This is a genomic window from Nonomuraea sp. NPDC050680, from assembly GCF_040654555.1.
Taxonomy (GTDB): Bacteria; Actinomycetota; Actinomycetes; order Streptosporangiales; family Streptosporangiaceae; genus Nonomuraea.
Genome location: NZ_JBFAIF010000004.1, coordinates 17,144 through 30,369, shown reverse-complemented (window position 1 = coordinate 30,369; position 13,226 = coordinate 17,144). Strand labels below are relative to the sequence as shown.

The 13,226-nt window shown below is 68.8% G+C and carries 12 protein-coding genes; 4 read left to right on the top strand and 8 right to left on the bottom strand.

Annotated features, from left to right (window positions below; genetic code table 11):
• Positions 1–6 precede the first annotated feature (6 nt).
• The gene (locus AB0H88_RS15820; RefSeq protein ID WP_357644864.1) at positions 7–339 is read right to left on the bottom strand and encodes a nuclear transport factor 2 family protein; all 333 of its coding nucleotides are present in this window, start codon (positions 337–339) and stop codon (positions 7–9) included.
• A 77-nt stretch (positions 340–416) separates the two neighbouring features.
• Here AB0H88_RS15820 and AB0H88_RS15815 point away from each other — a divergent pair, with 77 nt between their 5' ends.
• From AB0H88_RS15815 to AB0H88_RS15805, 3 genes are all read left to right on the top strand, one after another.
• Entirely contained in the window at positions 417–1,157 is a 741-nt protein-coding gene (locus AB0H88_RS15815) for a TetR/AcrR family transcriptional regulator (protein WP_357644862.1), read from the top strand.
• 84 nt (positions 1,158–1,241) lie between these two features.
• Positions 1,242–2,765 carry an ABC transporter ATP-binding protein gene (locus tag AB0H88_RS15810; protein ID WP_357644860.1) on the top strand — a complete coding sequence of 508 codons (1,524 nt, stop codon included), beginning with the start codon at positions 1,242–1,244 and terminating at the stop codon, positions 2,763–2,765.
• Entirely contained in the window at positions 2,762–4,489 is a 1,728-nt protein-coding gene (locus tag AB0H88_RS15805; RefSeq protein ID WP_357644858.1) for an ABC transporter ATP-binding protein, read from the top strand. The genes AB0H88_RS15810 and AB0H88_RS15805 overlap by 4 nt, the downstream gene beginning before the upstream one ends.
• Positions 4,490–4,735: 246 nt before the next feature.
• On the opposite strand, the gene AB0H88_RS15800 is transcribed toward AB0H88_RS15805, so the two are convergent.
• The 3 genes from AB0H88_RS15800 to AB0H88_RS15790 all read right to left on the bottom strand — a co-directional run bounded on the left by AB0H88_RS15800 (position 4,736) and on the right by AB0H88_RS15790 (position 7,728).
• The gene (locus AB0H88_RS15800) at positions 4,736–5,611 is read right to left on the bottom strand and encodes an SDR family oxidoreductase (protein WP_357644856.1); all 876 of its coding nucleotides are present in this window, start codon (positions 5,609–5,611) and stop codon (positions 4,736–4,738) included.
• 69 nt (positions 5,612–5,680) lie between these two features.
• Positions 5,681–7,432 carry a CDGSH iron-sulfur domain-containing protein gene (locus tag AB0H88_RS15795; protein WP_357644854.1) on the bottom strand — a complete coding sequence of 584 codons (1,752 nt, stop codon included), beginning with the start codon at positions 7,430–7,432 and terminating at the stop codon, positions 5,681–5,683.
• Positions 7,429–7,728, bottom strand: coding sequence for an antibiotic biosynthesis monooxygenase family protein (locus tag AB0H88_RS15790; RefSeq protein ID WP_357644852.1), 300 nt, complete (start codon positions 7,726–7,728; stop codon positions 7,429–7,431). Before AB0H88_RS15790 ends, AB0H88_RS15795 begins: the two co-directional genes overlap by 4 nt.
• 79 nt (positions 7,729–7,807) lie before the next feature.
• On the opposite strand from AB0H88_RS15790, the gene AB0H88_RS15785 reads away from it, so the two are divergent.
• Entirely contained in the window at positions 7,808–8,380 is a 573-nt protein-coding gene (locus AB0H88_RS15785; protein WP_357644850.1) for a TetR/AcrR family transcriptional regulator, read from the top strand.
• Positions 8,381–8,401: 21 nt separating this feature from the next.
• Here the strand turns inward: AB0H88_RS15785 and AB0H88_RS15780 are convergent, their stop codons facing one another.
• From AB0H88_RS15780 to AB0H88_RS15765, 4 genes are all read right to left on the bottom strand, one after another.
• Positions 8,402–9,181 carry a maleylpyruvate isomerase family mycothiol-dependent enzyme gene (locus tag AB0H88_RS15780; RefSeq protein WP_357644848.1) on the bottom strand — a complete coding sequence of 260 codons (780 nt, stop codon included), beginning with the start codon at positions 9,179–9,181 and terminating at the stop codon, positions 8,402–8,404.
• A gap of 258 nt (positions 9,182–9,439) precedes the next feature.
• Positions 9,440–10,651 carry a cytochrome P450 gene (locus AB0H88_RS15775; protein WP_357644846.1) on the bottom strand — a complete coding sequence of 404 codons (1,212 nt, stop codon included), beginning with the start codon at positions 10,649–10,651 and terminating at the stop codon, positions 9,440–9,442.
• Positions 10,652–10,741: 90 nt separating this feature from the next.
• Positions 10,742–11,344, bottom strand: a complete 603-nt coding sequence (locus AB0H88_RS15770) for a helix-turn-helix domain-containing protein (RefSeq protein WP_357644844.1) — start codon at positions 11,342–11,344, stop codon at positions 10,742–10,744.
• Positions 11,345–11,415: 71 nt separating this feature from the next.
• Positions 11,416–13,020 (bottom strand): DHA2 family efflux MFS transporter permease subunit, encoded by a 1,605-nt coding sequence (locus AB0H88_RS15765; RefSeq protein ID WP_357644842.1) that lies wholly within the window; start codon positions 13,018–13,020, stop codon positions 11,416–11,418.
• Positions 13,021–13,226 lie beyond the last annotated feature (206 nt).

The window sequence follows — 13,226 nt, the reverse complement described above, 5'->3', positions numbered from 1 at the left end:
TTCCTCTCATGGCGCGATCTCCAGCTGGCGGATCCGGTCGTCGGCGAGGGTGAAGCGCCACTTCAGGTCCGCGGTACCGCCCGGGAAGTTGCCCTCCAGGCGGCCGGTGACCAGCACGGTGTCCGCGCCGATGGCCTCGGCGCCGAGCACCTCGGTCGTGTACTGATACTGCGAGGCGGGGCCTCGAAGCCAGGACCGGATCTCCGCGGCCCCGCGCCGGGTCCGGCCTTCGTCGGTGACCACGGCGTCATCGGTGAAAAGGGCGATGACGGCGTCCGGGTCGCGGCGGCGATCGGCCTCGAAGTATCGGGCGACAACGCCGGGAACGGCGAGGTTCATGAGCTCTCCTTGAGGTGACATCAGCGCTACATTCGCTACAGCAATCTATATAGCGCTACATAAGGTACTATAGCGGCATGAGTAAGTGGGGACAGGGTGGCAGCGCTCGCGATCGACTCCTGCTGGCCGCCGCCGAACTGCTGGACAGCTCCGGCGATCGCACGCTGTCCACCCGTGCCGTCTGCGAGCGCGCGGGGGTTCAGGCGCCCACGCTCTACCATCACTTCGGGAGCAAGCAGGGCTTGATCGACGCCGTGCTCGACCACGGGTTCACCCAATACGTCCAGCCGCCGCAGGCTTCCAGCGATCCGGTGGACGACATTCGTCAGGGCTGGGACCGACACGTACAGTTCGGGCTGGACCACCCCACCTTCTACGCGCTGCTGTACGGCCAGATCCAGCCCGGCAAGCCCTGCGCCATCACGGCCCCCGCACACGCCATGCTGCGCGACCTGCTGACCGTGGCCGCCCGCCGGGGACTGCTGAGAGTCCCGGCCGACGACGCAGCCGACCAGATCCTGGCCGCGAACATCGGGATCACCCTGAGCCTGATCACTCGACCCGACGACGACCGCGACATGGGACTGTCCGACCGTGTCCGCGAAGCGGCATTAGCCGCAGTCCTCCACCCGGGCGCGGTCCGACCAGATGATGCGGTGACGCGGGCCGGTGCGGCACTGACGCTGCGCGCGCTGGTGGACCAGGACTCCACAGAGCTGACGGCCGGAGAGTACGCACTCCTCCGTGAACTGCTGGGCCGACTCGCCGAATCGGCCTTGTTGTCCGATACTTCCCGGTCCCGCCTGGATCCGGCCTAAAGAGTCGGGGCCGGTCACCTGGGTCGGCCGCTACGAGTAGCCCCTTCGGCAGGGAAGGTAAAGCCATGGTCTAGCGTGATCGCCATGAAAGCGGCGGCCCGGTATCTGTGCTGGCTGGCCTGGGCGCAGAAGGGTCGGGTCACGCTGGGCGCGACGCTGGGCACCCTGTGGATGGTGGGCCTCACGCTCCCGCCGTACCTGCTGTCCAGGGCGATCGACGACAACCTGGCGCCCGGCTGGGTGCTGGCGCTGCTCGGCGCCGGCCTCGCCAACGCCTGGCTGGGGATGATGCGGCACCGCACGATGACCAAGATCCGGATGGACGCCAATGTACGTACGGTGCGCGCCCTGGTGGAGCAGATCAACACTCTCGGCGCGGACCTGAACAAGCGCACCTCGGCGGGTGAGGTCGTGACGATCGGCATCGGCGACGTCATCACGATCGCCGCGTCGCTGACGGTGACAGGTCCCGGGGTGGGCGCGGTGATCAGCTACGGGGTGGTGGCGGCACTGCTGCTGCAGGTCTCCGTGGTGCTGGCCGTGATGGTGCTGCTCGGCGTGCCGGTGCTGGCGATCGTGCTCGGGCCGCTGCTCGGGCGGCTGATGAAGGTGCAGAACGGCTACCGCGAGAGCCAAGGCAGGCTGACCACCCGGCTGGTGGACCTGATCGAGGGGCTGCGGGTGCTCAACGCGTTCGGCGGCAAGGACGCCTACGCCGAGCGTTACCTCGCCGACTCGGCGCACCTGCGCGAGCAGGGTTACCGGGTGGCGTCGCTTACGAGCTGGATCGGCGCGCTGGGCACCGGGCTGCCCGCGCTGTTCCTGGCCGCAGTGACCTGGCTGGGTGCCAGGCTGGCCGCAGCAGGCACGATCACGATGGGCGAGCTGGTCGGCGTCTACGGCTATATCGCCATGCTAGTGGTTCCGGTGTCCTTCTTCATCGAGGGCAGCTTCCAGATCAGCCACGGCCTGGTCTCCGCCCGGCAGGTCACCCGCTTCCTCGCGCTGCGGCCCGGCGACCGGCCCCGCTCCCCCGGGCTGGAGGTCACGCCGGGAAGCCTTGTGGGGCTGGTCAGCGCCCGCCCCGAGGAGAGCGTGGCGCTGCTGGAGAGCCTCGGTGGGTTCGACGGCACCTCGTTGATCGCCGACCACGACGCCGCGCTGTTCGCCGGCACGCTGCGCGAGGTCCTGCAAGGCCGCGGCGCGGCCGACGACGAGACCATCCGTCGCGCCATCACCGTCGCCGCCGCCCAGGACGTGGTCGCCGGGCTGCGCCACGGGCTGGACTCCATGATCGAGCCCGGTGGCCGCAACCTGTCGGGCGGCCAGCGCCAGCGGGTACGCCTGGCCAGGGCGCTGGTGGCCGATCCCGAGGTGCTGCTGGCGGTGGAGCCCACGTCGGCGCTGGACGCGCACACCGAATCCCTGCTCGCGCAGCGTCTTCGTACGGCGCGCGCCGGCCGTACGACGGTCGTCGTCACCACGTCGCCGCTGCTGCTCGCCCAGGCGGACCAGGTCGTCCTGATCGAGGACGGCCAGGTGGCCGCGACGGGCACCCACCGCGATCTGCTGGAATCCAGCGACGCGTACCGGACGGTGGTCTCATGATCCGCGACCTCCCCGTCGCCGACCGCAAGCACGTACGGCAGGCGGCCCTGCGCCTGATCCGCCGCGACGTCCCCGGTTTCACCGCCACCCTCCTCCTCAACGGCCTGGCGGCGGCCGCGGCCCTGGTCAGCCCGTGGCTGCTGGGCCGCATCATCGACACCATCTCCGCCGGCGGCACGATCGACCTCCTTGCCGCGATCGCCGTGGGCGGGGCGCTGCTGCAGCTCATCCTGTCCCGATACGCCGAGAAGATCGGCACCCGCTTCAGCGAGCGCACCCAGGAACACATCCGCCAGGAGCTCCTCGACCGCTTGCTCGCCCTGCCCGCCGCCACGGTCGAGCACATCCGCACCGGAGACCTGACCGCCCGCGGCACCACAGACGTTGGCGAGGTCGGGCGCACCCTGCGCGACGCCGCCCCCGCCGTACTGATCTCCACCCTGCAGGCGTTCTTCCTCGTCGCGGCCGTCTTCCTGGTCGACCCGCTGCTGGGAGCCTGCGGCCTGCTCGCGCTCGCCGGCATCGCCGCCGCCTCCCACTGGTACCTGCGCCGCGCCCGCGCCGCCTACCTGGAGGAGGGCGCCGCCCGCTCAGAACTGGCCGAACACCTGGCCGCCAACGCCGCCGGCGCCCGCGCCATCGAAGCCCTCGGCCTCCAGGACCGGCGTACCCGCGCCGCCGAGCGGGTGATCGAGCGCAGCCGGGTCGCCCAGCTCAGAACCCTCTTCCTGCGCGGTGTCCTCTGGCCGTCGGTCGAAGTCTCCGCACTCCTTCCTCCGGTCCTGGTCCTGCTGCTGGGCGGAGTACTGCTGGACAGCGGCCAGGTCACCCTCGGCGCCGTGGTCTCGTGCGTGCTCTACCTTCGCCAGCTTCAGCAGCCCATCGAAACCATTCTCATCTGGATGGAACAGCTGCAAAGCAGCGGCGCCTCCTTCGCCCGGATCGAAGGCCTCCAGACCCCGGCGACGCAGACCGCTGTGGCCGCCCCGCAACCCCGGGACGACCACATCGTGGCAACCGGCGTGCACTTCGCCTACGAATCCACCGACGACGTCGTCACCGAAGTGGACCTGACCGTACGGCCCGGCGAGCGCCTGGCCATCGTCGGCCCTTCGGGAGCCGGCAAGTCCACGCTTGGCAAGCTGCTGGCCGGCATCGACCGCCCTCGCCTCGGCATGGTCACCGTCGGCTCGGTCCCCGTCGCCGACCTGCCCCCCGCCCAGCTCCGCGAGCACGTCGTGCTGGTCACCCAGGAGCAGCATCTGTTCCTCGGCACCGTCCGCGACAACCTCCGCCTGGCCGACCCCACGGCCGACGACAACCACTTGGAGAAGGCCCTGGTGGCGGTCGGCGCCGACTGGGTCGCCTCGCTGGACGACGAGCTCGGTTCGCACTCGGCCGGGACCGAACTCGGCCCCGACCGTATGCAGCAGCTCGCCCTGGCCCGGGTCATCCTGGCCGACCCGCACACGGTCATCCTCGACGAGGCCACCGCCATGCTCGATCCGCGTACGGCCCGGCGCGCCGAACGGTCGCTGGCGGCGGCGCTGGATGGACGTACGGTGATCGCGATCGCGCATCGGCTGCATACGGCGCGGGATGCGGATCGGGTGGTGGTGATGGAGGGCGGGCGCGTGGTGGAGGTAGGCGCGCATGATGAGCTGGTTGCGGCCAGTGGGGTCTATGAGGCGTTGTGGAGCTCCTGGCACGGTTCACGCCCTTAGGGGGCTATTGATCGGCAGGTGCGTCGGCGTCGGCGCGATACAGCGAGGCGACCGCCGGGGCGAAGGGCACCATGTCCTGGTCGATCGCCTTGGGGCGGCCGCCGGGGTCGCCGCGCGAACCGGATCACAACCGGGCACGTCTCCGATTCCGCAAAAGGTCCGGCAGCCGACGAAGATCTCACTGACCAGGCTCAACACGCTCGCGTGTACGTGGAGACAGCCTCCTTGACGACGGGCCGATTTCTTTCACCCGGAGTGTGTGCTTGCCGAGAACGCCTGGCGGTGGTCGCTGGCGAACTCGGCGAGTGAGCGCGGCGCGCGGCCGAGGAGACGCTCGATGTCGTCGCTGACGGCGGCGGCGTGACCGGTCGCGTAGAAGCCGTAGAGCTCGATCAGGCCGTCCACCCGCCAGGGATCCAGTCCGGCGGCGGTCAGCTGGTCGCGGGCCTGTTCCGGTGACAGCGCCGAGTAGCGGACGTCCGAGCCCACCACCGCGCCGAGCTGCTCGGCGATCTCGGCGTGCGTGAGAGATCGTGGCCCGGTGAGCGTGTAGGTCGCGTGGTCGTGCCCGTCGGTGGTCAGTACGTGCGTGGCCACGTCGGCGACGTCACGGGCGTCCACGAACGAGATCGCGGCCTCGCCGACGGGAGCCGCGAGTGTCCCGGCGCGGATCGCGCCCGCCATGGTGAGCAGGTTCTGGAAGAAGCCGTTGGGTGCCAGCACCGTATAGGGCAGTTCGCTGGCTTTCAGCGCGGCCAGCCCTTCGGCGTGCGCGTTCAGGAAGCGGACCCCTTGCACGTTCTGGTCGAGCCCGGCCGCGACCAGGAGCACGATCCGCGTTCGGTTCCCGCCTCTGAGCACGGCCTCGATCACATTGCGGGCGAACCGCGCCATCCGCGGATGCACCGGCGTGACCAGGAACACCACGTCGGCGTCCGCGTACGCGGCGACCAGCGTCGAGATGTCGTCCAGGTCGGCGGTGACCCACTGGATGCCCGGTTCAGGGGAGGCCGGTGGACGCGCCGTGGTGCGCGATATGGCACGCGTGGGCACGCCCCGTTCCAGCAGGCCCCGCACCAGCGGTGTGCCGACGGTGCCCGTGGCCCCGGTGATGACGATCATGGCGGGATTGCTCCGTTCCGTCGAGGAGGATCCGGTCGATCAGGCCGGGTTCGCTGTACGGCTTGTGGCTTACGGTGCGGTTCCTTCGGTGATCCATCGGGCGAAGAGGTCGAGCTGCTCGGCGGACCAGGCGCCATCGCACGGCATGGTGCCCTGGCGGAGCCGGTGCAGGATCGCGTCGGCGTGCTGGGCGACGTCCTCCTGCGACCACAGGTCGAAGGCGAAGCTCATCGATTTGCGGTCCACTTCCCGGAACAGCGGCTTGATGTGGTCGGCGAAACCGACCGGCTCACCAGCCGCCGGAAGCCGCACCTGCGCTCGTCGCGCGGGTGGTGCCAGGGCGGAGACGCGGGAGCCGGGCTTGGCCTCGCACACCCACCACCATTGGGGCACCGGCATGTGCGGTGGTGGTGTCGCGCCGGGCTGAGAGTTCTCCAGCGCGATCCTGGAGCCCCATTCGATGTAGCCGGCGAACGCCGCCCGGAACTCCGGGTCGGTGGGCAGCCCGGCGTCGTCGGCGGCCTGGCTGATGAGCTGCGCCCATCGGGCTCGCCATTGTTCGGTCAGCGCCTTGCCGGCGTGCTCGGCGACCATGTGGTCGTAGCCGCCGTACTGCTCGGTGTAGAGCTTGGGGCCGCCGAACGTCTCGGCGAGCCACGCGGCGACGCGTTCCGGATGGTCCGGCGACATCCGGGCGAACAACGGGCCGAGGAGGTCGTCCTGCGGGACGTACTTCTCGTTGAAGATGTGCGTCATCCGCTTCAACACGGGCAGGCCGCCGGCCCACTCGAAGAGCGTGGGGTCCTCCGACAGCGGCGGATCGGCGAAGCCGACGTAGTAGTGCGTGCCACTGCAGAGCGGCTTGTTCCGTGAGTGGCCGCATCGGCACAGGCTGTAGTGCTCCCGGGAGGCGTCGCCGCCGAGCGGGATGCCGCCGGTGATTCGGTAGGGGCCGTCCTTGGACACCTCGATAGCGGGTTCGCGCCGCGGGCCAGGAACCTGGTGACCGTCGATCGTGGCGCGGAGCGCACCGGATGGGCAGGCGCGTACGGCCCGGACGATCTCGTCGGCCCGGCCGCCGCTGGGTGCCACGAACGGTTCCTCGCCCACCCGGAACACCGTGGGCAGTCGATCGGTGCACAGTCCGGAGTGGGCGCATACACCGCGGTTGTCCTGGACGGCGACCTGCACGCCTTCGTAGGTGTCGAGCTGGTCGGGCACCCTGGCCGGGTCCTTGGCGCCGCTGAACCCGATGCGGGCGTGGCTGCCGTCGCACAGCGGTTTGGTGGCGGACCGGCCGCATCGGCACAGCGCCATCTGCGGGAACGTCTGGATGGGCTCGCCCAGCCAGTTCGTGACCCTCGAGACGTTGGTGGCCAGATAGGGGCCGTCGTCCGCGACGTCGACGCGTGATTCCAGGTCGCCTTGGATGTCGGCCAGTTCGGCGATCCGCTTGGTCAAGGAGGCAGTGTCCTCGGCGAACAAGCAGGCCAGGTGCTGCAACGCGGCCGTGGCCTCGATCAAGCCTTGCTGCGCGCCAGACCTGGCACGCAGCCGTGTGGCGTCTTTGGCCAGCTCCCACAGGCGCTCCGCAGGGGCGCCGTCCTCCGTGACCTCGGGTTCGGCACTGGCACTGGCACTGGCGTTGGCACCAGCGCCGGCGTCGGTTGCGGCTTTGGTTTCGGCTTCGGTTTCGGTTTCGGCTTCGGCTTCGGCGAGCGCAGCGGTCAGCGGCCGGATCACCGTTTCGGCCAGCGGTTCACCCGGCGCAAGATCTCGGTTGAGCAGGCGGGCCCGTGCCAGTAACTCAGCCGTGTTCATCGCGACCCGAAGCGGACGTCATAGTGCTTCATCTCGTCGATGTCGGAGAAGAAGGGCTTCACGGCGGCGAAGAACTCACCGAACCCGGGGCTGCGGCGGAAACCCTGCTCATGTCCTTCGACGGAGTCCCATTGGATCCGCACCGTGTAGTGCTCGGGCTCCTCGACGCCTCGGGCGATCTCGTAAGCCAGGCAGTGCGGGTCGGCGTCAAGCACGCTCGACGCCGTCTTGTACGCCTGCTCGAACTCGTCGGCTCGGCCGACTGGAACCGTATATCGGATGTACTCGATGACCACGATGGAGGCCCCTTTATAGAGTGAGGCGAGAGATACTTTCGTTACATTACAGCATTGTAATGGAATAGGTGGCGGGATCATGACGGGAAAGACCGGGCGAACGCGGGACGCCACCATCGACGACCGGATCCTGGCCGTCGCCCGGCGCCATCTGGCCGTGTACGGCTATGAGCGCATGTCGCTGGCCGCCGTCGCCCAGGAGGCGGGCACCAGCCGCCCGGCCCTGTATCGCAGATGGCCGGGCAAGGCCGAGCTCGCCGCCGCCGCGGTGGCGAGCATGACCGAAGAGAAGCAGGCGAACCCGCCGCTGGATCCCTATGCCGCGCTGGTCGCCGAGCTGGCCGACTTCCAGCGCGGCGTGTCCCGGCCGGGCCGGCTCTCGCTCGTCGGCACCATGCTGCAGGACACCACCGAACCGGAGGTGCTCGCCCATTACCGCGCCCGTGTGGTCGCGCCGCGGCGCCGCCGCATCCTCGCCATCCTCCAGTCGGCACAGCGGAGCGATCTCATCGACGCCGATGCCGACCTGGAGATCGCCGTCACCATGTGCACGGGCAGCTGGTACGGCCGGGCGCTGGCCGACCCCACCCCACCGCCCCACTGGCCGGAGCGGACCGCGGCCCTCATCTGGCACGCCCTCGGCGGCCACTGACCACAGGCTCCGCACCCTTGGTCAGCCGTTGGTGACCCAGTCCATGTGTTCGATCCAGTGGTCGAGCAGCGCCCGATCTCCCTGCAATTCCAGCGTCGGAGCCGCATCCAGTGGGCGACGCCTGCTGATCACGAGCAGGAGCTCGACGGCTGGGCCGCGTACCACGACGTCCGCCTTGGTGTGCGTGCGCTCCAGCACGACCATGTCCGGTTCCCGGCGTGCCACCCACTCCCCAGGCGCGTCGGTTGCGTGGAAATGCAGAGTCTGACCGCCCCCGCGCATCGCATCGGCGAAGCCCGGCTTGTTCTCCCAATAGCCGCGGGAAGTCAATGTGTCCAGCCAGTCCTCAAGGGCCGCAACGGCAAGCTCCGGCGCCAACTCGTACCGCATGCCGAGCGCCGCAGCCGCGTCCGCGCGATGCAAGCAAGCCTCGCCGAACAGCCGACGTGACCAGAACGGCACGCCTGCGGCGCCGCCCGCCGGATCCCACACTGGGGTGTCATCGGCGACCGATGCGAACGCCTGTCTCGCCTCGGCCGCGCCGTCGCTCAGCCAGGCGCGCCACTGGCCCGAATCGGTCGGACCCGGAACGTAGCCGGCGTACGCCCTGCTCGGCTCGGTCATCTGCTCGCCCACGAGCATGGCCACCATGCGCTGTGTCCCGCCGACATGGTCGACAAGATCGGCCAGCGTCCACTTCGGACATGTCGGCACCGGGGCCGCCGCATCCCTGCCGTCCACCCAATCGGCGAACGTGCTTGTCTGCTCGACAACGGCCTTCAAATACGCGCGCGTGTCCATCGCTGCACCTCCAAGCGCTTTGTGATCTTCCCGAAGTCCGCGGCCAGGTCACTCGATGCCGACCGCCAGTCGTGTCAATGATCGGGGGCTACCCGTCGTAGCCGCACCTCGGGGTGGGGTTGTTGTGATGGACGGAATCGATGCATCACTCCATGCAACTTTGCAGCGAGCTAGTGGCGAAGTCCATGGTCAAATCGGACAGCAGCAGTCACACAGCGTTACTTTGCGGCTGATTGCGCGGATCCGAGTGGGGCCTTTTCAGTCGGACATGGAGAAGCGCACCGGCATCCGTTTAATGCCGTTGATGAAATCGGATCGCATCCGCTTGACCGGCCCCGCGTGCTCCGCCTCGGGGAAGCGGCGCAGCAGTTCCCTGATCATGCAGTTGATCTGTAGCCGGGCCAGGTTGGCGCCCAGGCAGAAGTGCGGGCCGCCGCCGCCGAACGTCATGTGGTCGTTGGGGCTGCGGCGGATGTCGAAGGTGTACGGGTCGGCGAAGACGTCCTCGTCATGGTTGCCGGACATGTAGAACGTCACCACCTTCTCCCCCTCGGCGATCTTCTGGCCGCGGAGCTCGGTGTCGCGCGTGGCCGTGCGCCGGAAGTTGTGGATCGAGGAACCCCAGCGCAGGAACTCCTCGGTGGCGCTGCGCCACAGGCCCTCGTCATCGAGGCCGGCCGCCAGGTCGCGGTAGCTGTCCGGGTGCTGGATGAGGGCGTTCATGGCGTGGGCGATGAGGTTGCGGGTCGTCTCGTTCCCGGCGACGCAGAGGATCACGAAGAAGGAGTCGATCTCTTCCCTGGTCAGCCTGTCGCCGTCGACCTCCCCCTCCACCAGCGCGGTGAGAATGTCGTCACGCGGGTTGCGGCGGCGGTCGTCGACCAGGCCGTCGCAGTAGGAGAAGATCTCGGCCCCGGCGATCTCGCCGTCCTCCGGCGTCGTGCGGAAGTCGGGATCCTGGAAGCCGACCATGCGGTTCGACCACTCGAAGATCAGGTGGTGGTCCTCCTCGGGGACGCCGATGAGGTCGCAGATCATCTGCAGCGGCAGGTATTCGGCCACGTCGGTCACGAACTCGACCTCGCCGTCCCGCTCCCGCACGCCTTCCGCGATCTTCTCGGCGCGCCGTTGGATGGTGCCCCGGAGCCGGGCGATCGTCCTGGGCGTGAAGCCCGCGCTCACCAGCCGGCGATAGCGGGTCTGCTTGGGCGGGTCCATGTTCAGCAGCATCATGCTGGCGATCTCGATGAACTCCGGCGTCTGGGTACGGATGAACGCGGTCCCGATCTCGGTCGACCAGGTCTGTACGTCCCGGCTGATCGCCTTGATGTCCGTATATTTCGTGACGGCCCAGAAGCCGGTGTCGTCGGGGACGTCGTGCCAGTGAACGGGCGCGTTCCGGCGCAGGTAGGCGAACTGGTCGTGCGGAACTTCGCGTTCCCACGTTTCTTCGAGCAGGTTGATCCGCATGGGCTCCCTTTCGGCGCGAGAATCTAGGAGTCGAGCAGGTCGAGCAGGTCGAGCGGTCGGGACGGCCCGGAGCCCGGGACGTCGAAGGACTCAGGGGTCGGGCAGTCCGAGCAGGTCGCGCAGGCTCTCCACGACGGCCCGCTCCTCGACCGCGGCGGGATCGAGCCGATGCTGGACCGCGCAGCCGATCAGCACTCCGAGCACGGCCGTGGCCGTCCGCTCCGGCGATCGGCGAAGCGGCACGCCCGCCGTCTCGGCCCAGTCGGACAGCCCGCCGGCGAGCCGGGCACGGATGTCGGCGTAACGCCTGGCCAGTGGCTCGGCGATGACGGGATCGCGCGCGCCGTGCAGCCACAGCTCCAGCTCAAGCAGGAGCCATGACGCACCGCGATCCTCGTCCTTACGGGTCAGCGCTTCGAACAGGGCGGCCAGCCGGTCGTCGAGCTCGGTGATCTCCTCGAACCCGGCGAGCAACTCGGCCGCGGCCTGGTCCTTCCACACCTCAAGCAGCGCGAGCAGCAGCCCTTCCTTGCCGCCGAAGTGGTTGTACAGCGCGCCGGTCGTGCGATCGGCCGCATCGGCCACCGCCTCGGCGGACACCGCGTGGAACCCCTTGCGGGCGAACAGGTCAGCGGCCGCGTCGATCAGCCGGGCCCGGGTCTCGGCTCGCCGCTGATCCTGAGTACGCGCCACTGGGGGTGCTCCCGCCTGATATCGGGTCCACTACATATGTTTACCTCTCGATATATATGCCCGAACGAGCGCTAGGTCAACTGTCGAGCGGGCTCGGTCGTCGGCTTCTTGTGCGGGCTGAACAGGAAACAGAACAGGACGGCGACCACCAGGACCACGGCGCACGTCACGAGGGTGGTCTGCATGGCGTGGACGAAACCGGTGGCGAACGTGTCGGCGGTGACGCGTTCGTACAGGTTGGTCGTGGCGGGGCTCAGGCCGCCGGGCGGTGTGGGCGGACTGTAGTTGTGCGCGGCGGCGGTGCTGTCGTCGATGAACCGGGCGCGCAGACTCTCCGGCAGCTGACCGGCGCGCTGTTCGGCCTCGCTGCGCAGGGCCGAGGAGAGGCGGCCAGACAGCAGGACGCCCAGCACGGCGGTGCCGAGGACGCCACCGATCTGCCGGATGGTGCTCGATACGCCGGAGGCGGCTCCGGCCAATCGGGGCTCGACACCATCCATGGTGACCTGCAGCAGTGGTACGAATGTGGCGCCGCTGGCGATCCCGATGATGGTCAAACCGGGCAGCAGGCTCCACGCGCTGCTGGTGGGGCCGGCCATGGCGACCAGCACCAGCAGGCCGACGGCCAACAACATCAGGCCGGACGTCAGAATGTACTTGCCACCGAACCTGTCCGACAGCCGCCCGGCGTACGCCGAGCCGACCGCGGTGAGCACGGCGCTCGGCAGCACCACAAGGCCGGTCTCCAGCGCCGAATACCCGCGCGCCGTCTGCAGGTACAGCACCAGTACGAACATGATGCCGATCATGCCGAGCTGGAAGACGAACCCGACCCAGTTGCCGACCGCGAAGTTGCGCGCGCGGAACAGGGCCAGCGGCATCAGGGGCTCGTCGGGTTGCCGGTGCTGCCACAGGACGAACACCACCAGCAGCGCGACGCCCGCGACGATGACCGAAGTGATGCTGATCGGCCCGGTGATGGTGCCCCAGTCGTAGCGTTCTCCCTCGATCAGGCCGAACACGATGCCGCTCAGCCCGGCGGTGGCCAGCGCGACACCGACCAGGTCGAGCCGGTGCCGACGGCCCGCGCGCATGGGCGGCGTGAAGGTCAGCGCCAGTACGGCGGTGATGATCCCGATCGGGACGTTGATGAAGAAGATCCAGCGCCAGCTGAGGTGGGCGAGCAGGAAGCCGCCGACGACCGGCCCGACGATCGGGGCGAAGCCGACGATCGACCCGAACAGGCCGAACGCGCGGCCGCGCAGGTGCGGCGGGAAGATCGTCAGGATCGACGAGATGACCTGCGGGAACAGCAGCGCTCCGCCCAGTCCCTGCAGCAGCCGGGCGGCCGGCAACTGGGACGATGAGTCGGCCAGCCCGCACAGCGCCGAGGCGATGGTGAAGGTGATGATGCCGATCACGTACACCCGGCGGTATCCGAAGATGTCCCCCAGCCGCCCGGTGGTGATCAGCAGTACCGAGAAGACGAGGAGGTAACCGTCGATGACCCACAGCACCTGGTCGTAGGAGGCGGTGAGGCCATGGATCAGTGTGGGGATGGCGACGTTGACGATGGATCCGTCGAGCAACGACATGAAGAAGCCGATGCACATGATCGCGAGAACCAGCCACGGACGCCGCGTGACCGGTTGTTCGATGGATTTGATTTCCGGCATTCCGGAGACCTCCCTGAGGGCAACCGTCTGCTGGGTGGTGACACGGGCCACTGATGCCAGAACGGCACTAACGCCAGAGCACGGTCCCCGGTAGATCCCCGAGGGCTCGGAAGAGACCAGAAGGGTCGACACGCGTCGCCACCATCACAGAACACCCTTTTCCAGGATGTGATGAGCGACTTCCACCTTCCCCGCGTCATCGGGAC